This window comes from Nocardia sp. NPDC056611, from assembly GCF_042792755.1.
Classification (GTDB): Bacteria; Actinomycetota; Actinomycetes; order Mycobacteriales; family Mycobacteriaceae; genus Nocardia.
In genome coordinates, this window is record NZ_JBHTVV010000003.1 from 693,848 (window position 1) to 717,021 (window position 23,174).

The window sequence follows — 23,174 nt, forward strand, 5'->3', positions numbered from 1 at the left end:
CTCACATGTGCCAGGCGGATTCGGCATGACCACCCCGCGTCGGCGGACGGAAGCATCACCGTGGTCGGAGCGGGAAGGTGACGGCTCGAGAGTGACACCGGCCGCCACGGCGAATCCGGTTCCGGCCGTGACATTCCTGTCTGCCCGCCTGGACACCCGCCAGGCCCGGCCTGGCGGGTGTCCAGGCGGGCGGCTCGCCTAGTGGCGCGCGCCGACCGGACCGCCCACCGTGATGTCGGCCGGCGGCAGCCACAGCGTCGCGATCGCCCCGCCGCCGGCCGCGGGCTCGATGGAGGCGTTGCCGCCGTGCGTCTGCGCCACCCACGCCACCAGCGCCAGCCCGATGCCATTGCGACCGGTGCGCCCGGCCGCGCCGCGATCGAAGGGACTGGCCGACATGACCGGATCGACGCCCGGACCGTGATCGCGCACGCTGACCCGTCCCTCGGCCACGTGCACCTCGACCGGCGCGGACCGGTTCACCGCGCCGTGGGTGAGCCCGTTCTCCAGCATGTTCCGGATGGCCAGGCTCAATAGCTGCGGATCACCCAGCACCACGGTCGGATGTGCGGTCACCGCGATGCGCTCGTCCCCGGCCTCGTCGGCCACCATCTCGGCCAGCTGATCCAGCCGCAGCAGCGTGCGCTCGGGTTCGGCGATGCCCGCCTGCATGCGTGCGCGGGCCAGCAGCCCGGTCACCAGCCGCGCCATCCGGTCCGCCAGCCGCTGCGCCTCGGCGAGGGTCTGCGGTACCTCCTCGGGCGCCGGCCGCGAACCGGTGAGCAGCTTCAATGTGGTGAGCGGCGTACGCAATTCGTGCGCGGCGTCACTGAGGAACTGCTCGTGCTCGGCCAGCAGGCGCAACGCCTGGGCCTGGCTGCGGCCCGCCAGCAGATACGTGACGGCGGCCGACAGCAGGACCAGCAGGGCGCCGCTGATCACCAACTCCCACACCAGGGTTCGATGTTCTCCGGCATCGGCCATGGTCTCGGCCCCGGCCAGGATGACGACGGTGGCGTCCCAGCCGTCCCAGAAGACCGGACTGCCCGCCAGGGTCACCGTGCGGCCGGTGATATCGGTGGCGGTGAACCGTTTGCCGGCGTAGATGACGGTCTCGGAGTGATCCTCGACCTGCGTTGCGAGCGTGGCGATCTCGGAGTCGTCGGGCAGCAGCGAGCGCTGGTAGGTGTGCGCCTGTTTCCACGGCTCGCCGGGTGTGCGCATCAGCACGGCGACCGCCGTGGTTCCCGTGGCCAGCTCGTCGTCCATGACCGTCGACAGGTCCAGGGCCGACTTGTCGTCCTGCTGGATGGCGCGCGCCAGCCCGCCCGCCACCCGCTCGACCTGATCATCGGCGCGGGTCTCGCGCGCGTGCGCGTCGATCGTGGCCGCCACGAAGCCGAAGATCAGGACCGCCGCCGCGGTGATCACCGCGGCCAAGGCGGTCATGAACCACCGGGCGCGCTGGAGCCGGGCCACGGCGGGGGAGCGGTGTGCGCTCACGCCGCTCCACCGGCGATCAGGAAGCCGGCGCCGCGCACGGTCTCGATCACGCTGGGCTCCCCGAGTTTGCGCCGCAGTTTGGCGACCACCGCGTCCACCACGTTGGAGGCGGGCTCTGCCATCTCGTCCCAGCAGCATTCGATGAGGTCGGTGCGGGTCACCACGCTGCCGCGGCGGGTCGCCATGAGTTCGAGGACCGCGAACTCCTTCGGGCTGAGCATCAGCAGGACGCCGCCGCGGGTCACCCGGCGGCGCATGAGGTCGATGTCGATGTCCGCCACCGCGATTCGCGCGGCGGTGGGCTGGTCGCGGCGGCGGCACAGGGCCCGCACCCGCATCACCAGTTCCGGCAGCGCGAACGGCTTGGTCAGATAGTCGTCGGCCCCGTGCTCGAATCCGGCCAGACGGTCGTCGAGGCCGTCGCGGCCGGTGAGCATGAGCGCGGGCACCGTGTGCCCGGCGGTACGCGCCCCCGCGACCAGGTCCAGGCCGTCGCCGTCGGGCAGGCCGCGGTCCACCACCAGGCAGTCGTAGCGATTGACGGCGATCTTGAAGTCCGCGTCGGCGAGGCTCTGGGCGAGGTCCACCGCGAACCCGGCCGTCCGCAACCCGTCGGTCACCTCACGACACAGCTGATGATCGTCCTCCAGCACCAAAACTCGCACAGGGGCAGAGATTAGGGCATTCCGGACCCCTGCCCCAACGGCCCGGACGACCGGCTCATCGGAAAATGATCGAAAAACAATTCGGCGTCGGTCCGCGCCCCTCGGAGCGGGGATACCGGACATGGTGAGCCGCGTTAGGCGACCCTCTGTATCCTGTACATGGTTGTTTCTGTCGGCGTTCGCGAAGGGGGTGAGGTCCGTGCGCGGTGAACCTCCCAGTCGAAGGCCGCGTGGCATCGCTCTCGGATTCCGTCGATAGGACAGCTTTCTGGCGACGGGTGGGTGCGGTGCCCGCGGTGTGATCCGGTACCCCCGACCACCCTCAACCGCCACCCGGCCGAGGTTTCGCCATGACGCAGACCGAACTGCCCCCTGCCGTGCCCACGGTCGCCGCCGACATCCCTGTCCCCGAACGGGATTCGCTGCGCGACATCGTCGACTGTCACCACCTGACGCCCGCCGTGGAATGGCTCGACAACCATCCGCCGCACGTCATCGCCGACGAGCTGGCCCGCATGGACGCCGTCACCGCGGTCATGTCCTTCCGGCTGCTCGACAAGGACCGCGCGCTGGCCGTGTTCGAGGAGCTCGAGCCCGTGGACCAGCAGCAGATCCTGGCCGGACTGCGCGATCAGAGCTTCCGCGACCTGGTCGAGGGCATGGATCCCGACGACCGCGCCCGCATGCTGCGCGAGGTCCCCGCCAAGGTGGCCAGGCGGGTGCTGGCCGGGCTCAGCCCGCACGAACGGCGCATGACCGCCGGACTGCTCGGCTACCCGGAGGGGTCCGTCGGGTTCTACATGACCCCGGAAGTCGTTGCGCTGCCGCGGAATCTGCCCGTCGGCGAGGCGCTGCACATGGTGCGCGCCAAGGGGGCGACCGCCGAGACGGTGTACACGCTGCCCGTGGTGGATTCGGGCCGCCGTCTCATCGGTGTGGTCGAACTGCGCGATCTGGTGCTCGGCTCGCCCGACACCATGATCGCCGAACTCATTGCGTCCGAACCGGTCTCGGTGCGCGCCACCGGCTCCGCGGAGAAGGCGGCCCGGCTCATGCAGGGCGCCAACCTGATCAACCTGCCGGTGGTGGACAGCGAGGACCGGCTGGTCGGGCTGCTCACCATCGACGACGCGGTCGAGGTCATCGAGGCGGCCGACTCCGAGGACATGGCGCGGCAGGCCGGAACCTCCCCGTGGTCGGGCCACTACATGGCCGCGGGCGTGTTCCAGCTGGCCCGCTACCGGGCGCTGTGGCTGATGCTGCTGCTGGTCGCGGCGACCCTCACGGTCACCGTCACCAACTTCTTCGAGCCCACCCTCGAACAGGCCGCGCACCTGGCGCTGTTCATCCCCCTGCTCATCGGCTCGGGCGGCAACGCGGGCGCGCAGGCGGCCACCACCTGCGTGCGCGCGCTCGCGGTCGGCGAGGTGCGGGTCTCGGATCTGCTCGCGGTGATCTGGCGCGAATGCCGGGTCGGGCTGTTGCTGGGCTGCATGCTGGCCGCCATCGGCATGGTGATCGGCACGCTGTTCGTGGGCCTGAAGATCGCGGTGGTGGTCGGCATCGCGCTGGTGATCATCTGCGGGTGGGCGGCCACCATCGGCGGCACCATGCCGCTGCTGGCCAAGAAACTGCGCATCGACCCGGCCGTCATCTCCGCGCCCATGGTGACCACGCTGGTGGACGCCACCGGTCTGGTCATCTACTTCACCACCGCGAAGGTGGTGCTCGGCATCTGATCGGCTAACCCGGGGCGGGTCCGGAGGGGCCTACCCCGGTGCGCTGTGACGGATTGCACCGCTGTAATTTTCTGCCGTTGGTGACGTGCTTGCCCATCTCCGTTTCGGATTCTCGCAGGACAACGCGATAGCTACGTGAAGACACAACCTATTGTGCTGCGCGGGGATGTCACCTACCAGTAGTAGTGTTCATGGCAAGGGAATTCGCAGGGTCCGGAAGCTGAGAAGGGTGTGTGAGCGGGGCGTGAAGCTCATCGATCGAGTTAGTGCGATCAACTGGAACCGCGTGCAGGACGAGAAGGACTCGGAGGTCTGGGATCGACTCACCGGCAACTTCTGGTTGCCGGAAAAGGTCCCGGTGTCCAACGACATCCCGTCGTGGAACACGCTGACCGCCAATGAGAAGCAACTCACCATGCGGGTGTTCACCGGTCTGACCCTGCTCGACACCATCCAGGGCACGGTCGGCGCGGTCAGCCTCATCCCCGACGCGATCACCCCGCACGAGGAGGCGGTGCTCACCAACATCGCGTTCATGGAGTCGGTGCACGCCAAGAGCTACAGCTCGATCTTCTCCACGCTGTGCTCCACCCGTGAGATCGACGAGGCCTTCCGCTGGTCCGAGGAGAACCGGAACCTGCAGCGCAAGGCCGAGATCGTGCTCGAGTACTACAACGGCGACGACCCGCTCAAGCGCAAGGTGGCCTCCACCCTGCTGGAGTCGTTCCTGTTCTACTCCGGCTTCTACCTGCCCATGCACTGGTCCTCGCGGGCCAAGCTGACCAACACCGCCGACATGATCCGCCTGATCATCCGCGACGAGGCCGTGCACGGCTACTACATCGGCTACAAGTACCAGAAGGGTCTGGAGCTGGTCTCCGAGGCCGAGCGCGAGGAGCTCAAGGCCTACACCTTCGAGCTGCTCTTCGAGCTCTACGAGAACGAGGTCGAGTACACCCAGGACCTCTACGACGAGGTCGGCCTCACCGAGGACGTCAAGAAGTTCCTGCGCTACAACGCCAACAAGGCGCTGATGAACCTCGGCTACGAGGGCCTGTTCCCCAAGGACGAGTGCGAGGTCAACCCCGCCATCCTCTCGGCCCTGTCCCCGAACGCCGACGAGAACCACGACTTCTTCTCCGGCTCGGGCTCCAGCTACGTCATCGGCAAGGCCGTCAACACCGAGGACGAGGACTGGGAATTCTGACGCTCCGCGTCGCCCCACCCGTCTGAAAAGCCAACGGCCCCGAGCGAATCCGCTCGGGGCCGTTCGCTGTCGAAGGCCGTGTTCGCGGTCGCTGAAAAAACCGCGTTTGTCGGGTGTGTCCGCGGGGAATACCGGTCATCACGCACTGTTCACGGCCGGGCCGGTGAACTTCGCGGTCGGGGCTCGGCCGGGTGGCGACTTCCCCACGTCATCGGGCCGAGCGCCGGATCGAATCGGCCGGTGCGGTGGCCGTGGATCAGTCGGCGACGTAGCCGTTGAGGTTGTTGCGGACGTCCTCGAGCAGGGCGCGGGCGGCGGTGATGCCGCTGCCGTGCCAGATGGTGTCGTCGACGGCGAACTCGCGGCGGTCGCTGACCGCGCCGAGCTGTTTCCAGTTGTCGCCCTTCATGATCGACTTGCCGTAGTCGAGGCCGTCCTGGCCGTCGAACATGAGGAAGATCAGGTCGCCCTCGAGCTTGTCGCGGTCGGCCGCGGCGCCCAGGCCGGAGACGTCGAACGAGTCGCCGCGCTGCGCCTGGGGGCGCTGCACGCCCGCGTCGCCGAGCACCTGGGCGGCGAAGGTGTTGCCGCCCTGCACCTGAATCGTCTTGGGCTCGAAGCGGATCACCGACGCCTGGGTGAGCGCGGAGTTGGCGGCGACGCCGGTGTCGCGGGCCGCGGTGCGGTAGTCGTCGAGGGCCTTGGCGCCCGCGGTCTTGCGGTTGAGGGCCTCCGCGAAACCGGTGAAGGTGGCCTGCCAGCCGTGATCGTCGCCGACCAGGACGGTCGGGGCGATGGCCTTCAGGGCGTCGTAGTGGCCGCGGTCGGCGGCCGGGCCGATGATCAGATCCGGCTTCAGCTCCGCGATCCTCGCCGGATCGGGGCTGTCCACCGTGCCCACCGCCGGGATCGCGGCGATCCCGGAGCCCAGATACGACGGCTGTGGCGTCGGCCCGGTGACGGTGGCCGCGCCGACCACGCGCTCCCACAGGCCCAGCGCGCACGCGGCGTCGAGGGCGGGGGTGGACAGCACCACGATGCGCTTGGCGTCGGCGGGCACCTCCGCGGAACCGGCCGCGTGCGCGACGGCGCGGGTGCCGCCGGTCGAGTCGGGGGCGGTCGGCAGCGCGCACGCCTTGGTGGTGTCGCGCTCGATCCCGACCACGCCCGCACCCGCGATATTGGTGGTGGTGCGCACGATCGACGCCGAGTTGTCATCGGTCTTCGCGCACCCCGCGGCCAGGCCAACCGTCAGCAGGGTTGCCGCCGAGACCAGTCCCACACTGCGCAAATGCCGCATAGGGGAGAAGGTGGAGGCGAACGTGTTTCGGGTGGAAGCGGACTCGCGCACCGGCATGCCGGGCAGCCTACAGCCGCGCCCCGCGACTCCCAATTACGACACCGGCGCCCTCACGGATACGACCATCGGCAGAGCCGAATACGACACAGAGTAGGACCCGGAGGGAGCGCCGATGGGACACGGTTTACGATCTGTCACAGCGCAAGCCACCGTCGTTCGTCATGTTGCCGAACCGGACGCCGGAAGCAGCGTACGAACGATGGCATACCTGTGGAGGTTTCGTGACTGCCGTAGAACCGCGGCCGGCCAGCCTTGTGGAGGCGGAGCGGCCCTATCCTCAAAGGACGGGTCCGAAGGGATCGTTCATCTTCAAGATGGTCACCACGACGGACCCGAAGGTTCTCGGCGTCATGTACCTGGTGACGGCCATCTCCTTCTTCATGGTCGGCGGCATCATGGCGCTGCTCATGCGCGCCGAGCTCGCCCGTCCGGGCATGCAGTTCCTGTCGCCGGAACAGTTCAACCAGCTGTTCACCATGCACGGCACGATCATGCTGCTCTTCTACGCGACCGCGATCGTGTTCGGCTTCGCCAACATCATCCTGCCGCTGCAGATCGGCGCCCCTGACGTCGCCTTCCCGCGTCTGAACGCGTTCAGCTACTGGCTGTACCTGTTCGGCGGCTCGATGGCGACCGCCGGCTTCATCACCCCCGGCGGCGCGGCGGACTTCGGCTGGACCGCGTACACCCCGCTGTCGGACATCGTCCACTCGCCCGGCGTCGGCGCCGACCTGTGGATCCTGGGTCTGGCCGTCTCCGGTCTGGGCACCATCCTCGGTGGCGTCAACATGCTCACCACCGTGGTCTGCCTGCGCTGCCCGGGTATGACCATGTTCCGGATGCCGATCTTCACCTGGAACATCGCCGTCACCTCGGTGCTGGTGCTGCTGGCCTTCCCGCTGCTCACCGCGGCCCTGTTCGGCCTGGCCTACGACCGCCACCTGGGCGGCCACATCTACGACCCGGCCAACGGCGGCGTGCTGCTCTACCAGCACTTGTTCTGGTACTTCGGCCACCCCGAGGTGTACATCATCGCGCTGCCGTTCTTCGGCATCGTCTCGGAGATCTACCCGGTCTTCAGCCGCAAGCCGATCTTCGGCTACACCACCCTGGTCTACGCGACCCTGGGTATCGCGGCCCTGTCCATCGCGGTGTGGGCGCACCACATGTACGCCACGGGCGCGGTGCTGCTGCCGTACTTCTCGTTCATGACGTTCCTCATCGCGGTCCCGACCGGTGTGAAGTTCTTCAACTGGATCGGCACCATGTGGCGCGGCCAGCTCACCTTCGAGACGCCGATGCTCTGGTCGGTCGGCTTCCTGGTGACCTTCCTCTTCGGTGGTCTGTCGGGCGTCATCCTGGCCTCGCCGCCGCTGGACTTCCACGTGTCGGACACCTACTTCGTGGTCGCGCACTTCCACTACGTGCTCTTCGGCACCATCGTGTTCGCCACCTTCGCGGGCATCTACTTCTGGTTCCCGAAGATGACCGGCCGCATGATGGACGAGCGTCTGGGCAAGTGGCACTTCTGGGCCACCTTCGTCGGTTTCCACACCACGTTCCTGGTGCAGCACTGGCTGGGCAACATGGGTATGCCGCGTCGGTACGCCGACTACCTGCCGAGCGACGGCTTCACCACGCTGAACACCATCTCGACGATCGGTGCCTTCATCCTGGGTTCGTCGATGCTGCCGTTCATCTGGAACGTCTTCAAGTCCTACCGCTACGGCGAGGTCGTGACCGTGGACGACCCGTGGGGCTACGGCAACTCCCTGGAGTGGGCGACCTCCTGCCCGCCGCCGCGCCACAACTTCTACGAGCTGCCGCGCATCCGCTCCGAGCGTCCCGCGTTCGAGCTGCACTACCCGCACATGGTCGAGCGCATGCGCGCCGAGGCCCACGTGGGCTGGGGCTCCAAGTCCCACAACGTGCACGAGCTGGAGAAGGCGTCGCACTAGTCGCCTGACAGCCGGAACATCCAACGCGGCACCCGTCCTCGGACGGGTGCCGCGTCGCGTTGCGGGGTGGGGGACCACCGGCGTATGACGGGGCCGGGCGGACGCCGATGACCGCGGCGCGCTTTCATGGTCGGGTGACGGAGGATGCGGGACTGCGGACCGACTGGTCGGACGCGATGGGGTTGCGGGTGCCGATCGTGAACGCGCCCATGGGCGGAGTCGCCGGTGGCCGGCTCGCGGTCGCGGTCGCGGCCGCCGGGGGACTGGGGATGATCGGGATGGGCAGTGCGGGCTCGGTCGAGGCGCTCGAACGCGAGCTCGCCGCGGCCGCCCTCGAACGCGAACTGCCCGCGCTCGAACGCGAACTGATGGGGAACGCCGCAGCGCCCGCACCCGGCCCGATCGGAATCGGGTTGGTCGACTGGGTGGCGGCCGCGCGACCGGGACTCCTCGCCCTCGCCCTCGCCGCGAAGCCCGCCCTGCTGTCGGTGAGCTTCGGGACGGATCTGTCGTGGGCCGCCCGCGCCCACGCGGCCGGAATCCGGACGGCGACACAGGTTTACACCCTCGAGGATGCTCGGCGCGCCCGCGACGCCGGGATCGACGTGCTGGTCGCGCGCGGTCTCGAGGGCGGCGGGCACGGTGCGCCCGAACTCGCCACGCTGCCGTTGCTGGAAGCGGTGCTCGACGCCGTGCCCGGTCCGGTGCTGGCCGCCGGTGGCATCGGTTCGGCGCGCGGGGTCGCCGCGATGCTCGCGGCGGGGGCCGCGGGGGTCTGGCTGGGCACCGCCGTGGCGGCCGCCGAGGAATCGCTGCTCGCCCCGGGCGGTCGCCGCGCGCTGCTCGCCGCGCAGGGCACCGACACCATCGTCACGCGGGTCTTCGACATCGGCATGGAACTGCCCTGGCCGCAACGGTTTCCGGCCCGGGTGCTGCGCAACGATTTCACGGCGCGCTGGCACGACCGGATCGACGAGTTGTCGGCCGCCGCCACTTCCGAACCCGAACCTGCCGCGACCGCTCGAGCCGACCGGGCCGCCGCCGCGCGGGCCCAGCTGGCCGCCGCGAACGCCGCCGACGATCCGCGGATCGCGCCGGTCGACGCGGGGCAGGGGGTCGGGCTGGTCACGGCGGTGCGGCCGGTCGCCGAGATCCTGGGCGAATTGTGTTCCGGCGTGGCGCGAGCGTGATGCCCGCCACCGTGGGCGGACGTCGGCGCGGTCCCGGGCGGGCCGACCTGACAGAATGAGCTGCCGCCGCATGTCGGGCGGGCCACGCAGTGCCAGGGACAAGGAGTCATCGATTGAGCGCAAGCACGGAGAGGCGGAGCGCTGACACGACGGTTCTGGTTACGGTCACCGGACCCGACAAGCCGGGCGTCACGTCGGTGCTACTCGCCGCGCTGGCCAACAACGGTGTCAGCCTGCTGGATGTGGAGCAGGTCGTCATCCGGGGCCGCCTCACCCTGGGCGTGCTGGTGTCGTGTCCCACCGACCCCGAGTCGCTGCAGGATCAGCTCGAGGACGCCATGGCGTCGATCGGCATGGACGTGGCCGTGGAGATCGGGGCCAGCGCCGTGTCGGGCGCCAAACTGTCCACCCACGCGGTCGTGGTGCTGGGTTCGCCGGTCACCGCCCGCGCCTTCAGCGCCATCGCGCGCAAGCTCGCCGCGCAGGGCGTGAACATCGACTCCATCCGCGGCATCGCCGACTACCCGGTCACCGGTCTGGAACTGCTGGTGACCGTTCCCGCCGCCGACGCGGACACCGAGACCGAGCTGCGCACCGCGCTGTCGGCGGTGGCCGCCAAGGAGAGCGTGGACGTCGCGGTCGAGAAGGCCGGTCTGGCGCGACGGGCCAAGCGGCTCATCGTGTTCGACGTGGACTCCACCCTGATCCAGGGCGAGGTCATCGAGATGCTGGCCGCGCACGCCGGTGTCGAGGACGAGGTCCGGGCGGTCACCGAGGCCGCCATGCGCGGCGAGATCGACTTCTCCGAATCGCTGCGCCAGCGCGTCGCCACCCTGGCCGGGCTGGACGCCTCGGTCATCGACGAGGTCGCCGAGCGCATCGAACTCACCCCGGGCGCCCGCACCACCATTCGCACGCTGCGTCGCCTGGGCTTCCGCTGCGGCGTGGTGTCCGGCGGCTTCCGTCAGGTCATCGAGCCGCTCGCGCACGAACTGGAACTGGACTTCGTCCAGGCCAACACCCTCGAGATCCGCGACGGCAAGCTGACCGGCGCGGTCACCGGCGAGATCGTCGACCGGGCCGCGAAAGCCGTTGCGCTGCGCCGGTTCGCGGCCGAGACGGGCGTGGCCATGGAGCAGACCGTCGCGGTCGGCGACGGCGCCAACGACATCGACATGCTCAATGCCGCGGGCCTGGGTATCGCGTTCAACGCCAAACCCGCGCTGCGCGAGGTCGCCGACGCCGCGCTGTCGCATCCGTTCCTGGACGCGGTGCTGTTCATCCTGGGCGTCACCCGCGACGAGGTCGAGGCCGCCGACGCCCGCGACGGCGGTATCCGCCGGGTGCCGCTGCCGCAGTAAACCGTGCGGTAGCCGCAACGCGTCCAATTCGCTTGCGCCACCCTCGGCTCCGCGCTCGGTACCGTGGTCGGAAACCCGGCGATGACCGAAGGAGTCCGAGTGCGTGTGCGTATGCCGCTGGTGATGGTGATGGCCGGCCTCGCGCTGGCCGCTTGCGGCACCACCGATCCGAACGAGGCGCGACCGGTCTCGGCGACGAGTGTCGCGGGCACCACCGCCGTGCAGGCGACCCCCGCGGACCGTGCGGCCGAGCGGATCGGTGCGGACTCCGACGGCAAGGACGTGAGTCTGGCTGTGGGACAGGGCCTGATCGTCACCCTCGAGGCGAATCCGACCACCGGATTCGGCTGGCAGCTGGGTGGGCTGGACCAGAACGTGGTGAAGCAGAACGGTTCACCCGAGTACGAGCAGGACCCCAACCCCGACGGCAAGGTCGGCGTCGGCGGCAAGTCGGTGCTGAATTTCGTGGCGGTGGCCCCCGGCTCCACCACGCTGAGCCTGGCGTACATGCGGGCCTGGGAGCAGGGCGTCGAGCCCGCCAAGCGGTTCACCGTGAACCTGACGGTGCGTTAGAACGTCGTTGTAGGAGTGGTTGTGTCGAGCGTTGGATCCACCGTCGATGCCGGTTTCGAGGCCAGGCACGCGGAACTGGCCCGGGGCTACGGCGGCGGGGGCGATCCCGCCGACCCGGCTCTGGTCCAGGCCATGCAGATGGTGTTGCACATTCCGAAGAACGATCCGCCCGCACGGTCGGCGCTGCTGGCGGCCGCCGCGTCGGCGGCGGTCGCAGTGTGCCTGGACGAGCGGGTCGGGCCGGGCGGGGAGTGGGAGGAGCGCTATCTGACCTGGAAGCGGTCGCGCATCCGGAAGGTGGCGCGGCGGGCCCGCGGGGCGCAGTGGCTGGCGGCGCAGGAAGTCGACGGTGTCACAGTCGATTTCGGCGGCGCGCAGGCGCGGGCGCTGGTGCCGGGTCCGGTGGGGGACGTGGATCCGCGGATCCGTCGGCTCCAGATCAGCGGAACCGAGCTGCCGGAGGAGCCGGACATCGCGATCGATCCGGAATATCCGGTGCTATGGGTGGACTCGGAATTGGGTATGACTGTCGGGAAGGCAGCGGCACAGGTAGGGCATGCCAGCATGTTGCTGGCAGGCGCCTTACCGGTGCGGCAAGCGTATGCGTGGGCCGCCACCGGGTTTCGGTGCACCGTCGCGGAGGCCGATCCGGGCCACTGGGCGGAATTGCGACGGCGGGTGGCCCGGGGCGACGCGGTGGCGGTGCGTGACGCCGGGTTCACGGAGGTGGCCCCGGGGTCGATGACCGTGATCGCGGTGCCGTAGGCCGGATGGCACGGAGGCGACGGCGCGCATGGCGCACTAGCGAAACCGAAGGGTCGGCGTGCTGACCCATATGGGTAGGGCGTATCGACTTCCCCGACCGGGTGGTCCAGGATCGATTCACGAGTTTCCTCGAAAGGAAACCACGAAATGACAACATTGCTGGTTGTTCTCATCGTGTGGACGGTGCTCTCGATCCCGGTGGCACTGATCCTGGCACGGATGTTCCGCTCCACGAGCGCCGATGCCCGGGGCCGCGGAATGCGGGGCCCGGAGTGCGATCTACCGGAATTCGATACGAGCACCCATGAAATCGCTTATCGTCCCCGCACTTCCGGAGAGGACACGCCCCGAATTCAGCCACCACGTTGACGATCGTCCAGGGTGGTGGGCCAAGATGGACCCCGTGCCGCAACCGGATCCCGATCTGCTCATCGATTTCAGCGACGTCACCGTCCGACGTTCCGGACATACCTTGGTGGGTCCGGTCACCTGGCAGGTGGAATTGGACGAACGCTGGGTCGTGCTCGGCCCCAATGGCGCCGGCAAGACCTCACTGCTGCGGATGGCCGCCGCCGAAATGCACCCCACCTCCGGAATCGCCAATCTGCTCGGCGAAACCCTGGGGCGGGTCGATATCAACGAACTACGCCCGCGCATCGGAATTTCCTCCGCCGCCATCGCCAGCCGGGTGCCGATCGACGAGAAGGTCTCCGATCTCGTCGTCTCGGCGGGTTACGCGGTCATGGGCCGCTGGCGGGAGCGCTACGACGACATGGATACCGACCGGGCCATCGACATTCTGGAAAGCCTCGGCGCGGAACACCTTTCCGACCGCACCTACGGCACCCTCTCCGAGGGCGAGCGCAAGCGTGTGCTCATCGCCCGCGCGCTCATGACCGACCCGGAACTGCTGCTGCTCGACGAACCGGCCGCCGGACTCGATCTCGGCGGTCGTGAGGAACTGGTCGAGCGTCTCGGCGACCTGGCCGCGGACCCGGACGCGCCGGCCACCGTGCTGGTCACCCACCACGTGGAGGAGATTCCGCCGGGCTTCACCCACGGGCTGCTGCTCAACGAGGGCGCGGTGGTCGCGCAGGGTCTGCTCTCCGATGTGCTGACCTCGGAGAACCTGAGCGAGGCGTTCCGGCAGTCGATCCAGTTGGACCGTATCGACGGCCGCTACTTCGCGCGCCGCAGCCAACGTTTCGGGCGTCACCGCAGCTAGCCCGCCGCTCCGCGACGAGCTACCCCATCGCACCGAGATCAGTTGTCACTTCGGGAATCGCGGCGCGCTGCGATTGCGCCGGCTGTGGCTGCCGGGCAAACTGTCCGCAACTGCCGCTGACGGAGGGAGCTGGCTGTGGGCCGGACCATCGGTGCCATCGCAGACCGGGCGACCGGTCCCATCGCGTCCCGGGGCACCGGCGCCCTCGCGGTCCTCGCCGTCGCCCTCGCCGCCACCGGCTGCGTCGCCGATCCACCGGCGGCCCAGCAGGTTTCGAAGTCGCATGCCGCCGAGACGCTGGGCAAGGCCGCGGTGCCCGAGGATCTGAACGGCAAGACGGCGCAGCTCACCTATGACGTCGGCTCGGGCGGCACCATCACCTTCGCCGCGGACGGCCGCAGCCTCACCTACACCGCCGCCGACACCGGACGCCGGACGAATACACCGGTCGCGGTCGCGCCCATCGAGGCGGGCATCTTCCTGGTTACCTGGACCGACGATTTCGGGGCCGTGGTCAGCCAGGTGCAGGACTACCGCACCGGCAAGGTCGAGGGCACCTGGACCCGTCATCCGGATCCCGCCGGGCCGCCCGTCATCGAAACCCGCACCGGATCAGTCCATTTGACCGAGTGAATCGGGGCCGATGTTATTTCGCTCGGGTAAGGGTTATGGTGCGGAATGTGAGCGAGACAGTTGCAGAGCCCGGATCCCAGCCCGCCGCGCGTCCGGTCAAGGACGCGTCCACGGTCATGCTGGTGCGCGACGGTGCGCACGGGCCCGAGGTGTTCCTGCAGCGCCGCGTCGGCGGCATGGCCTTCGCGGCCGGGATGACCGTCTTCCCCGGCGGCGGCGTCGATCCCTCCGACGCGTCGGCCGCCCTGGACTGGGCCGGACCCGACGCCGCCTGGTGGGCCGAGCGATTCGGCATCGACGCGGGCCGCGCGCAGGCGCTGATCTGCGCGGCCGTCCGCGAGACCTTCGAGGAATGCGGCGTGTTGCTGGCCGGTCCGACCGCCGACACCGTGGTCACCGACACCGCCGTCTACGCCGAGGCGCGCGGGCAGCTGGAACGCCGCGAGCTGTCCTTCGCCGAATTCCTCACCCGCGAGAACCTGGTGCTGCGCGCCGACCTGCTGCGCCCCTGGGACAACTGGATCACCCCGGTGATCGAGCCCCGCCGCTACGACACCCGCTTCTTCGTGGCGGTGCTGCCGCAGGGCCAGCTGGCCGACGGCGCCACCTCCGAGGCCGAGGTCGTGACCTGGTGCACGCCCGCCGAGGCCATCCGCCGCTGGCACGAGGGCCTGGACGTGCTGCTGCCGCCGACCTGGACCCAGCTCGCGGCGCTCGGCGAATTCGCCTCCACCGCCGAGATTCTCGCCGCCGACCGCACCATCGTCCCGATCATGCCGGTCTACGACCCCGAGGCCGAGGGCCCGGCGCTGGCCTTCCCGCACGCGGACCGCTACTTCGCCGAACTGCCGGAGAACGCCCGCATCCGGGGCTCGCAGCGACCCGAGTAGGTCGGTAGCTCAGTGCTGCGGCGTGGCCGCGGCCCACACCAGGCTCCACAGCATGGCGCTCACCGCGAATCCGAGCGCCACGGCCGCGGCCACCACGTCGGCCTGGATTCCGACCCCGACCGCGACCGGCAGCCCGACCTGGATCAGTGCCACCGCGAACACGCGCAGCCAATACGACGGCGGCTGTTCGGGTTCGGGTTCGGGCGGGCGCTCCGCCGAGCAGAAGGGGCATCGGCTCGCTACGACCGGCAGGGTCGAGTCGCAGCTGGGGCACCACATGTCACGCATAAGAACTCCACGATCGAGCACGCCCGCACGGGCGGAGGGACACCATACCCAGCGCCCGAAGTAGGGTGATCGGCTGTGGCCGAATTCGTGACCGTGGACCGGGGCGTGGCAGAGGGTGTCGCGGTGCTCCGCATCGCCCGCCCCCCGATGAATCTGATCGATCTGCAGGTGGCGCTCGAGGTGGCGGCCGCCGCCGACGAGATCGCGGCCGACGGGTCGATCGCGGCCGTGGTGGTCTACGGCGACGCGCGGGTGTTCAGCGCGGGTGACGAGCTGGCCGAGCTGGCCCGCCTCACCCCGGAGCAGGCGCGGGCCGTGGTGGCGGACTTCCAGTCGGCGCTGGGCTGCCTGGCCCGGGTGCCGCAGCCGACGGTCGCGGCGATCAGCGGCTACGCGCTGGGCGCGGGGCTGGAGCTGGCGCTGGCGGCGGATCGCCGCATCATCGGCGACAACGTGAAACTGGGCCTGCCGCAGATCAAGGCCGGGCTGATCCCGCTGGCGGGCATCCGCCGCCTGAGCCTGCTGATCGGGCCGTCGCACGCCAAGGATCTGGTGTACAGCGGACGCTTCGTGGATCCGAAGGAGGCCGCGGCGCTGGGCCTGGTCGACGAGGTGGTGGCGCCCGACGATGTGTTCGCCGCCGCACTGCGCTGGGCGGGGCAGTTCGCGGGTGGTCCGGGTGCGGCGATCGCGGCCGCGAAACGGGTCTTCGAGGCCGGTACACATGGTCATGATCGGGCCCGCCGCGAGTGGGCTGACCTGTTCGGAACCGAAGATCAGCAGGTTGGAACACGTTCTTATTTGGTCGACGGACCGGACGCGATTCCGTTCACCGGTCGTTCAGTGGCCCGATAACACCGCTCACCGGGCTATTCATTAGGCTTGCCTGCATGACAGTTGGTCCTGAAGACCCCGCGCCGAACCCGCACGCCACCGAGGCCGAGGTCCAGGCCGCGTATAGCGACAACAAGCTCGCCCAGGTCCTGTATCACGACTGGGAAGCCGAGACCTACGACGACAAGTGGTCGATCTCCTACGACGAGCGCTGCATCGAGTACGCCAAGGGTCGCTTCGACGCCGTCGCGCCCAGCACCGAGCTGCCCTACGAGCGGGCCCTCGAACTCGGCTGCGGCACTGGCTTCTTCCTGCTGAACCTGATGCAGGCGGGCGTGGCCGAGCGCGGCTCGGTCACGGACCTGTCGCCGGGCATGGTCAAGGTCGCCACCCGCAACGGCCAGAACCTGGGCCTCGACGTCGACGGCCGCGTAGCCGACGCCGAGACCATCCCCTACGAGGACGACACCTTCGACCTGGTCGTCGGCCACGCCGTGCTGCACCACATCCCCGATGTGGAACTCGCGCTCAAGGAGTGCCTGCGCGTGCTGAAGCCGGGCGGTCGCTTCGTCTTCGCCGGTGAGCCGACCACCATCGGCAACATCTACGCGCGTCGCCTGGGCCAGGTCACTTGGAAGGTCACCACCACGGTCACCAAGCTGCCGTTCCTGAGCGGCTGGCGTCGCCCGCAGTCCGAGCTCGACGAGTCCTCGCGCGCCGCGGCCCTCGAGGCCGTCGTCGACCTGCACACCTTCGACCCCTCCGACCTGGAGCGGATGGCCCGCAGCGCGGGCGCCGTCGAGGTGCAGGCCAAGACCGAGGAATTCGCCGCCGCCCTGTGGGGCTGGCCGGTCCGCACCTTCGAGGCCGCCGTGCCCGAGGAGAAGCTGACCATCGGCTACCGCATGGCCCAGTACAAGGCGTGGCTGGCGTTCTCCGCCCTCGACGAGAAGGTGCTGCGCCACGTGGTGCCCCGCCAGTTCTTCTACAACGCCATGATCACCGGCGTGAAGCCCGGCGCGTCCGCCAAGTAGGCCGACTCCGCGAAACCCCGTGGGCTACGCCTTCACTCGCGACGACATCGCCTACCTCTCCAGTGCCGCCGGCGCGGCGGCCCTGGCCGAGGTGGGCGATGTCGCGCTTTCCTCCGCCTCGCTCCTCAAGGATCTGGAGCGGATCCGCCGCGGGCACGGCGAGCGGGCCGCGGCCCTGGTCGAAACCGTCCGCCTGCGCCGGCGTGCCACCGCCAAACTGGCCGACGCCGGGGACTGGCTGTTCACCGACGACGCCCTCCAGCAGGCGACCCCGTCGGCGGTGGCCGCGCACCGCGCCCAACGGCTCGCCGGGCGCACCGTCCACGACGTCACCTGTTCGATCGGCGCGGAGCTCGCCGCGCTCGCGGCGGTCTGTCCCGCCGTCATCGGCAGCGACCTCGACGACATCCGACTGGCCATGGCGGCCCACAACGCCGGGGCGCGAAATATGCTGCTGGCCAAGGCCGACGCGCTGGTCCCGTGCAGCACCGCCGACGTGGTGATCGCCGATCCCGCCCGCCGCGCCGACGGCCGCCGCACCCACGATCCGGCCAAACTCCAGCCGCCGCTGCCGGACCTGCTCACCGCCTACTCCGGCCGCGACCTGGCCGTGAAGTGCGCTCCCGGACTGGATTTCGACGCCCTCGGCTGGTCGGGCGAGGTCGAGGTCGTCTCCCTCGACGGCGCGGTCCGCGAAGCCTGCCTGTGGTCACCGGGTCTCACCGAACCGGGCGTCACCCGCCGCGCGACGGTCCTGTCCGCGAAGGCCGACCCCTGGACCCTCACCGACACCGCCCCCGACGACATCCCCGAACGCGAGCCGGGGGAGTGGATCATCGATCCGGACGGCGCCGTCGTCCGCGCGGGCCTGGTCCGCCACTACGCCGCGAAACACGGCCTGTGGCAACTGGATCCCCGCATCGCCTACCTCACCGGCGACCAGGTCCCCGACGGCGTCCGTGGCTTCCGCGTCCTGGACCGCATGGAATTCCGCGAGAAGCCCCTCCGCGCCGAACTCCACCGCCGCGACTGCGGTCCCCTCGAAATCCTCACCCGCGGCGTCGATATCGACCCCGACGCCCTGCGCGCCCGCATCAAACCCCGCGGCTCGGTGCCGCACACCCTCGTCGTCACCAGAATCGGCCGCGCCGCAACGGTTTTCCTCTGCGCGACCCCGTAGGGCCTCAGCCCTGATAGGTCGCGTGCGTCGGCCGCATCACCAGCACCACGCGATCGGGGTGGTCGCCCACGGGCTTGTCGTAGGGGAGTCCGTAACGCCGCGCGAGGACATCGAAGAACTCGCCCTCCGCATCGGTGTCGATGCGTTCGATGACGCCCCGGATCTCGAGGTAGCGGTACGGGGCCTCGGGATCGTTGATGCTGACCGCCACGTGCGGGTCGCGAGCGGTATTGCGGTGCTTGGCCCGGGTCGTCGTGGTGGTGAAGCGCAGGAATTCCCCGTCCCAGATCTGCCAGATCGGGGTGACCTGCGGCGTGCCGTCGGGATTCAGCGTGGCCAGGTGCGCGAACAGGGGCCGGGTGAGCAGGTCGGTGTACTTCTCGGGAATCACGGTGTGGGACATACGCACGCCTTTCAAGTCGGTAGAGATGACATCGGAATATGAGAGCGAAGATAGATTAGAGCTCTAATGATCGTCAAGGTTCGAACAAGGGGGTGAGCTATCATGCCGGGGTGACGTCGATGCCGGTCGAAGAGCGCCTGGGGACCTATATCAAGCGCGCCGAGCAGGCGCTCATGGGCGCGAAGAACGCCGCCCTCAAGCCCGCGGCCGTGACCATCCCGCAGTACGCGGCCCTCTACGTCCTCAGTGAGAATCCGGGCATCTCCGCCGCCGAACTGGCCCGCCGCTGCGGCGTCACCCCGCCCACCATGAACACGGTGCTCACCAACCTGCGTGAGCGCGGCCTCATCGAGCGCACGCCGCACGAGTGGCATCGCAATGTGCTCGAGACCCGGCTCACCGACGAGGGGCGCAAGGTCATGCGGGCGGCCGACAAACGCGCGGTCCCGGTCGAACGGGCACTCGCGGCGGAGTTCACCGCGGCTGAGCGCGCCGCGCTCATCGACCTGCTCGAGCGGGCCGCCACTGTTCTCGAATCGGTCCGCCCGGACTGATCGCTACCGGGCGTCGTCCGGCCGGTCGGCGGTGGCCGTCTCGAAGTCGGCGACGAATCGGGTGAGCAGCCGGGCGAATTCGGTGCGGTCGCCGTCGGGCCAGTCGGCGGTCGCGGCATCGAGCGCGGCCCGCCGATTCGCGTGGGCGCGGTCCAGGGTGGTGCGCGCGGTGGCGGTGAGGTGCAGGTGGATGCGTCGCGCGTCGGTCTGATCGGCCCGTCGTTCCACGAGACCCTCGGCGACCGCCCGCGCCACCAGCCGGCTGGCCCGCGGCTGGTCCACGCCCAGGGCGGTGGCGATATCGGTGACCACCACCTCGCCCTCCCGGGCCTCGACGGCGTCCAGCACGCCGAACAGGGTCGGATCCACGGCCGGGCCCCCGGCGCGGGCCGCGAGCTTGTTCAGTGCGCGCCGACTCTGGCTGCGGCGAATGGCCACCATGGCGCGCTCGATGGCGACGATCGCGGGGTCGCTGTCCTTCACCCTTGTCATCCTACAATTGCTTGTTAAAATACATACACATGTACTTTGACAAGTATTAGGAGACGAGCATGTCCGACGCCCCGAAGTTCCTGGGCTACTGGCTCAAGCGCATCGACAAGACCCTCGAGGACAATTTCGCCGCGTTCCTGGCCGCCGAGGGCCTGCTCCGCCGGCACTGGCAGACCCTGCACACGCTCGCCGGCGGCCCGCTCGACACGGCGGGCCTCGACGTCGCACTGTCCCCGTACCTCGACGCCCACGACCCCACCGCCGCACCGTATGTCGGCGCGCTGGTGGATCGGGGCTGGGCCGACCAGGACAGCGCGGGAACCTACGCGTTGACCTCGGAAGGCGTCGCCGCGCACGCGAAACTGTGGGAGCGCATCCGAATGCAGCGCGCGGCCGCCACCAAGGGCCTCAGCGCCGACGACTACGGCGTGTTGCTGGACCTCCTGCAGCGCGTCGCGGCCAATGTCGACGCCTACGCGCTGACACTGCGCGCGGACGGGGCTACTTCTCCGGCTTGAACACGAACAGCTCGCCGATCCGGGTGGCCACCACGACCTCGCCCTTGCTGCCCACGGCGGTCGCCACGGTGGTGCCCTCCGCGCCCGGAAGATCGTTGGACTGCACCGTCGCGCCATTGCGGGTGTCGAAGGTGACCAGCGTCAGCTTGTCACCGATCGGGGCCACCGTGTAGCCGGTGCCGCCCGCGGTCTGGACCGGGCGGCCGCGCAGTTCGAGATCCTTGCGCTCCCAGGCAATCTCGGCCTTGTCGCCCTGATCGCGCAACGCCATCAGGTGGCCCTCGTCGCCGGCGGGCACCAGCAGGCCGTCCGCGACGGAGATGCCGCCGCGCGCCGGGAAGCCCAGGTCCCGAGTCCATTTCGTCTTGCCCGTGGCAGCGTCCACGGCGATCAGGCGGTTGGTGTTGTCGCCGACGTAGACCGTCGAGCCGTCGGCCGAGAGCGCGGGACTGGTGGCGCTGCCCTGGTCGAGCAGCTTCGCGTTCCAGTCGACGCGAACCTCTTTGCCGTTGTAGGTGAGCGCCACCAAGGCGGCATGAGTGTCACCGGGCTTCCACACGGTCGCGTAGAAACGGCCCGACTTCTGGTCCACCGCGGACACATTCGCGATCGGGCACTGCGGTCCGCCGGTCGCGCAGTCGTCGAGGCCCTGCCCGTCCGGCGGCCGGCTCAGCGACGGGTTGGCCAGGAAGTCGGGTTCGCCGAGCAGCTGGAAGGTCGGGACCTGGCGTTCGCCGGTCTGCCGGATCAGGACGTCCACCTGCCCGGACTGGGTGACCGACAGGACCTTTCCGTCCCCGGTGAACTGCACCGACACCGGCGTCCCGGCGGCGGGGGTGCGCCAGCGCGGCTGACCGAGGTTGTTGAACGAGTTCACCGCGCCGTCGTCGCCGACGTACACATTGCCGCTGCCGTCCACCGCCGCGCCGCCGTCGACGGCGCTGGGGCCCAGCGGATTACAGAAACGCTTACGGCCCGTCGGCATCTGGAACGACAGAATGGTGCAGCCGGTGGCGCGGGTGGTGACGTACAGCTGCCCGTCGCCGCCGATGGTCACCGGCTGCGCGACCGGACCCCCCACGGGCCGAGACCAATTCAGTGCCAGATTCCGCGACCCGGTGACCGAGCTGGACCCGCTGTTGCGGGCGTCCCCGAACGCCATCGGCCAGCCCTTGCCGGGACCGACGCCGATATCGTCGACCTCGGTACTGCCGTACGAGCACCCCGTCAGTGCGAACAGCCCGGCGCCCGCCAGGGCCAGCACCGTGGACCCGGTGCTCGAGCGTCGATCACGTCCGGTCCGCCGCCTGCCGTTTCGCACCTGCTGGTGTCCCTTCTGCCAGTACGGAAGTCTGAGGATTGTCGCCGGGTTGCCACAGCCGCAGCCCTGCCGTTGCCACAGCCGGAGCACAGCCTACTTTCGTGCCCGTGGAAGGGGACGGATACCCTCGTTGAAACGACCGGTGAACACAGGGAGTAGTTCGTGACGAGCATGTGGGGCGCACCGCTGCGCTCGCGTTGGCGGGGTTCGCGCCGCCGGGATCCGGAGCAGGCCCGTTTCCTCACGCCCGCGTCTCTGAAGTGGGTCCTCGCCAATCGCGCCTACACGCCCTGGTACCTGGTGCGCTACTACCGGCTGTTCAAGTTCAAGATGGCCAACCCGCACATCGTGCTGCGCGGCATGGTCTTCCTCGGCAAGAACGTGGAAGTCCACGCCACCCCCGAGCTGTCCCGGCTCGAGATCGGCCGCTGGGTGCACATCGGCGACGGCAACGCCATTCGCTGCCACGAGGGTTCGCTGCGCATCGGCGACAAGGTGGTGTTCGGCAAGGACAATGTCGTCAACACCTACCTCGACATCGAGATCGGTGAGTCCACCCTGGTCGCCGACTGGTGCTACATCTGCGACTTCGACCATGTCACCGACGACATCAACCTGCCCATCAAGGATCAGGGCATCGTGAAGTCGCCGGTCCGCATCGGCCCCGACACCTGGATCGCCGCCAAGGTCACCGTGCTGCGCTCCACCCGCGTCGGCCGCGGCTGCGTGCTGGGCGCGCACGCCGTCGTCAAGGGCGACTACCCCGACTACTCCATCTGCGTCGGCGCGCCCGCCCGGGCCGTGAAGAACCGCAAGGAGACCTGGGACGCCGCCGCCGAGGCCCGCGCCGCCCACCTCGAGGCGCTCGCCGACATCGAACGCAAGAAGAGCGGCGTCGCCGCCTCCTCCTGACTGTCACCCCGCGCGGGTAGGTTCACGGCCATGCACCGCTACGCCGCCTTCCTGCGCGGGATCATGCCCACCAACCCCAACATGCGCGGCGAGAAGCTGCGCGGCGTCTTCGAGGGACTGGGGTTCGAGAAGGTCAGCACCTTGCTGGCGAGTGGCAACGTGGTCTTCGGGACCGAGGACACCGACGTGGCAGCCCTGGAATCGACGATCCAACAGGCGCTCACCGCCGAACTGGGCATCCCCGGCGGGACGCTGATCCGCACCCAGGCCCAGCTCCGGAAGCTGGTCGACTCCGATCCCTACGCCGGTCTCACCCACGGCCGCGAGACCTATCTGACGGTCACCTTCGTGCGCGAGCACCCGAAGTCCATCCCCGATTTCGAGGGCTCCGCGGTCCGCGTCGTCCGCTACGACAAGCCCGCCGCCGCCCTGCTCACCGTCATCGACAACACCGATCCCAGCACCACCGGCTTCATGTCCACGATCGAGAAGGCCTGGGGCAAGGACATGACCACCCGCACCTTCCTGACGGTCCAGAAGACCCTGAAGAAGATGGACGCCTAGGGTTC

Annotated in this window: 25 protein-coding genes; 18 read left to right on the plus strand and 7 right to left on the minus strand. The window is 69.4% G+C overall.

Annotated elements, in window-relative coordinates:
- Positions 1 to 198: 198 nt before the first annotated feature.
- Together ACFRAQ_RS19660 and ACFRAQ_RS19665 are read right to left on the minus strand one after the other, a co-directional pair.
- Positions 199 to 1,503 (minus strand): sensor histidine kinase, encoded by a 1,305-nt coding sequence (locus ACFRAQ_RS19660; protein ID WP_379101486.1) that lies wholly within the window; start codon positions 1,501 to 1,503, stop codon positions 199 to 201.
- Positions 1,500 to 2,168, minus strand: coding sequence for a response regulator transcription factor (locus tag ACFRAQ_RS19665; RefSeq protein ID WP_379101488.1), 669 nt, complete (start codon positions 2,166 to 2,168; stop codon positions 1,500 to 1,502). Before ACFRAQ_RS19665 ends, ACFRAQ_RS19660 begins: the two co-directional genes overlap by 4 nt.
- 350 nt (positions 2,169 to 2,518) lie before the next feature.
- Between ACFRAQ_RS19665 and mgtE the strand changes: the two genes are divergently transcribed.
- A complete protein-coding gene (mgtE, locus tag ACFRAQ_RS19670) occupies positions 2,519 to 3,907 on the plus strand; it encodes a magnesium transporter (protein ID WP_379101490.1) in 1,389 nt (462 codons plus the stop codon).
- Between the two features lie 244 nt (positions 3,908 to 4,151).
- Positions 4,152 to 5,114, plus strand: coding sequence for a class 1b ribonucleoside-diphosphate reductase subunit beta (gene nrdF, locus ACFRAQ_RS19675; protein WP_379101492.1), 963 nt, complete (start codon positions 4,152 to 4,154; stop codon positions 5,112 to 5,114).
- A gap of 256 nt (positions 5,115 to 5,370) precedes the next feature.
- On the opposite strand, the gene ACFRAQ_RS19680 is transcribed toward nrdF, so the two are convergent.
- Positions 5,371 to 6,414 carry an ABC transporter substrate-binding protein gene (locus ACFRAQ_RS19680; RefSeq protein ID WP_379102175.1) on the minus strand — a complete coding sequence of 348 codons (1,044 nt, stop codon included), beginning with the start codon at positions 6,412 to 6,414 and terminating at the stop codon, positions 5,371 to 5,373.
- Positions 6,415 to 6,695: 281 nt separating this feature from the next.
- Here ACFRAQ_RS19680 and ctaD point away from each other — a divergent pair, with 281 nt between their 5' ends.
- The 9 genes from ctaD to ACFRAQ_RS19725 all read left to right on the plus strand — a co-directional run bounded on the left by ctaD (position 6,696) and on the right by ACFRAQ_RS19725 (position 15,069).
- Positions 6,696 to 8,432 carry a cytochrome c oxidase subunit I gene (gene ctaD, locus ACFRAQ_RS19685; RefSeq protein WP_357096299.1) on the plus strand — a complete coding sequence of 579 codons (1,737 nt, stop codon included), beginning with the start codon at positions 6,696 to 6,698 and terminating at the stop codon, positions 8,430 to 8,432.
- Between the two features lie 134 nt (positions 8,433 to 8,566).
- The gene (locus ACFRAQ_RS19690; RefSeq protein ID WP_379101494.1) at positions 8,567 to 9,622 is read left to right on the plus strand and encodes an NAD(P)H-dependent flavin oxidoreductase; all 1,056 of its coding nucleotides are present in this window, start codon (positions 8,567 to 8,569) and stop codon (positions 9,620 to 9,622) included.
- Between the two features lie 113 nt (positions 9,623 to 9,735).
- Positions 9,736 to 10,983 (plus strand): phosphoserine phosphatase SerB, encoded by a 1,248-nt coding sequence (gene serB, locus ACFRAQ_RS19695; RefSeq protein WP_379101497.1) that lies wholly within the window; start codon positions 9,736 to 9,738, stop codon positions 10,981 to 10,983.
- A gap of 99 nt (positions 10,984 to 11,082) precedes the next feature.
- Positions 11,083 to 11,556: a protease inhibitor I42 family protein gene (locus ACFRAQ_RS19700; protein ID WP_379101499.1), complete on the plus strand. Its 474-nt coding sequence runs from the start codon at positions 11,083 to 11,085 to the stop codon at positions 11,554 to 11,556.
- Between the two features lie 21 nt (positions 11,557 to 11,577).
- Positions 11,578 to 12,321, plus strand: a complete 744-nt coding sequence (locus ACFRAQ_RS19705; protein WP_379101501.1) for a peptidyl-tRNA hydrolase — start codon at positions 11,578 to 11,580, stop codon at positions 12,319 to 12,321.
- 147 nt (positions 12,322 to 12,468) lie between these two features.
- Positions 12,469 to 12,690 (plus strand): hypothetical protein, encoded by a 222-nt coding sequence (locus ACFRAQ_RS19710; RefSeq protein ID WP_379101503.1) that lies wholly within the window; start codon positions 12,469 to 12,471, stop codon positions 12,688 to 12,690.
- Between the two features lie 25 nt (positions 12,691 to 12,715).
- Positions 12,716 to 13,546, plus strand: a complete 831-nt coding sequence (locus tag ACFRAQ_RS19715; protein WP_379101505.1) for an ABC transporter ATP-binding protein — start codon at positions 12,716 to 12,718, stop codon at positions 13,544 to 13,546.
- Between the two features lie 135 nt (positions 13,547 to 13,681).
- Complete coding sequence (locus tag ACFRAQ_RS19720) at positions 13,682 to 14,179, plus strand: hypothetical protein (RefSeq protein WP_379101507.1); 498 nt, start codon at positions 13,682 to 13,684, stop codon at positions 14,177 to 14,179.
- 116 nt (positions 14,180 to 14,295) lie between these two features.
- The gene (locus ACFRAQ_RS19725; RefSeq protein WP_379102177.1) at positions 14,296 to 15,069 is read left to right on the plus strand and encodes an NUDIX hydrolase; all 774 of its coding nucleotides are present in this window, start codon (positions 14,296 to 14,298) and stop codon (positions 15,067 to 15,069) included.
- 9 nt (positions 15,070 to 15,078) lie between these two features.
- On the opposite strand, the gene ACFRAQ_RS19730 is transcribed toward ACFRAQ_RS19725, so the two are convergent.
- The gene (locus ACFRAQ_RS19730; RefSeq protein ID WP_379101509.1) at positions 15,079 to 15,357 is read right to left on the minus strand and encodes a hypothetical protein; all 279 of its coding nucleotides are present in this window, start codon (positions 15,355 to 15,357) and stop codon (positions 15,079 to 15,081) included.
- 75 nt (positions 15,358 to 15,432) lie between these two features.
- On the opposite strand from ACFRAQ_RS19730, the gene ACFRAQ_RS19735 reads away from it, so the two are divergent.
- Genes ACFRAQ_RS19735 through ACFRAQ_RS19745 form a run of 3 tightly spaced genes read left to right on the plus strand, consistent with a single transcriptional unit; the run spans position 15,433 to position 18,405 of the window.
- Positions 15,433 to 16,212: an enoyl-CoA hydratase-related protein gene (locus ACFRAQ_RS19735; protein WP_379101511.1), complete on the plus strand. Its 780-nt coding sequence runs from the start codon at positions 15,433 to 15,435 to the stop codon at positions 16,210 to 16,212.
- Between the two features lie 35 nt (positions 16,213 to 16,247).
- Positions 16,248 to 17,225, plus strand: coding sequence for a class I SAM-dependent methyltransferase (locus ACFRAQ_RS19740; protein ID WP_379101513.1), 978 nt, complete (start codon positions 16,248 to 16,250; stop codon positions 17,223 to 17,225).
- Between the two features lie 19 nt (positions 17,226 to 17,244).
- On the plus strand, positions 17,245 to 18,405 hold the full coding sequence (locus tag ACFRAQ_RS19745; protein WP_379101515.1) for a class I SAM-dependent methyltransferase: 1,161 nt from the start codon (positions 17,245 to 17,247) through the stop codon (positions 18,403 to 18,405).
- A gap of 4 nt (positions 18,406 to 18,409) precedes the next feature.
- Here the strand turns inward: ACFRAQ_RS19745 and ACFRAQ_RS19750 are convergent, their stop codons facing one another.
- Positions 18,410 to 18,808, minus strand: a complete 399-nt coding sequence (locus ACFRAQ_RS19750; protein WP_379101517.1) for a PPOX class F420-dependent oxidoreductase — start codon at positions 18,806 to 18,808, stop codon at positions 18,410 to 18,412.
- Positions 18,809 to 18,927: 119 nt separating this feature from the next.
- Here ACFRAQ_RS19750 and ACFRAQ_RS19755 point away from each other — a divergent pair, with 119 nt between their 5' ends.
- Positions 18,928 to 19,362 (plus strand): MarR family transcriptional regulator, encoded by a 435-nt coding sequence (locus ACFRAQ_RS19755; RefSeq protein WP_357279973.1) that lies wholly within the window; start codon positions 18,928 to 18,930, stop codon positions 19,360 to 19,362.
- 3 nt (positions 19,363 to 19,365) lie between these two features.
- Here ACFRAQ_RS19755 and ACFRAQ_RS19760 read toward each other — a convergent pair whose 3' ends face one another.
- Positions 19,366 to 19,845 (minus strand): MarR family winged helix-turn-helix transcriptional regulator, encoded by a 480-nt coding sequence (locus ACFRAQ_RS19760; RefSeq protein WP_379101519.1) that lies wholly within the window; start codon positions 19,843 to 19,845, stop codon positions 19,366 to 19,368.
- Positions 19,846 to 19,913: 68 nt separating this feature from the next.
- On the opposite strand from ACFRAQ_RS19760, the gene ACFRAQ_RS19765 reads away from it, so the two are divergent.
- Positions 19,914 to 20,372: a MarR family winged helix-turn-helix transcriptional regulator gene (locus ACFRAQ_RS19765; RefSeq protein ID WP_379101521.1), complete on the plus strand. Its 459-nt coding sequence runs from the start codon at positions 19,914 to 19,916 to the stop codon at positions 20,370 to 20,372.
- On the opposite strand, the gene ACFRAQ_RS19770 is transcribed toward ACFRAQ_RS19765, so the two are convergent.
- Positions 20,356 to 21,693 carry a PQQ-binding-like beta-propeller repeat protein gene (locus tag ACFRAQ_RS19770; protein WP_379101523.1) on the minus strand — a complete coding sequence of 446 codons (1,338 nt, stop codon included), beginning with the start codon at positions 21,691 to 21,693 and terminating at the stop codon, positions 20,356 to 20,358. The genes ACFRAQ_RS19765 and ACFRAQ_RS19770 overlap by 17 nt on opposite strands.
- 162 nt (positions 21,694 to 21,855) lie before the next feature.
- Between ACFRAQ_RS19770 and ACFRAQ_RS19775 the strand changes: the two genes are divergently transcribed.
- On the plus strand, positions 21,856 to 22,605 hold the full coding sequence (locus tag ACFRAQ_RS19775) for an acyltransferase (protein ID WP_379101525.1): 750 nt from the start codon (positions 21,856 to 21,858) through the stop codon (positions 22,603 to 22,605).
- 30 nt (positions 22,606 to 22,635) lie between these two features.
- Positions 22,636 to 23,169, plus strand: a complete 534-nt coding sequence (locus ACFRAQ_RS19780; protein WP_379101527.1) for a DUF1697 domain-containing protein — start codon at positions 22,636 to 22,638, stop codon at positions 23,167 to 23,169.
- The last annotated feature ends 5 nt before the right edge of the window (positions 23,170 to 23,174 follow it).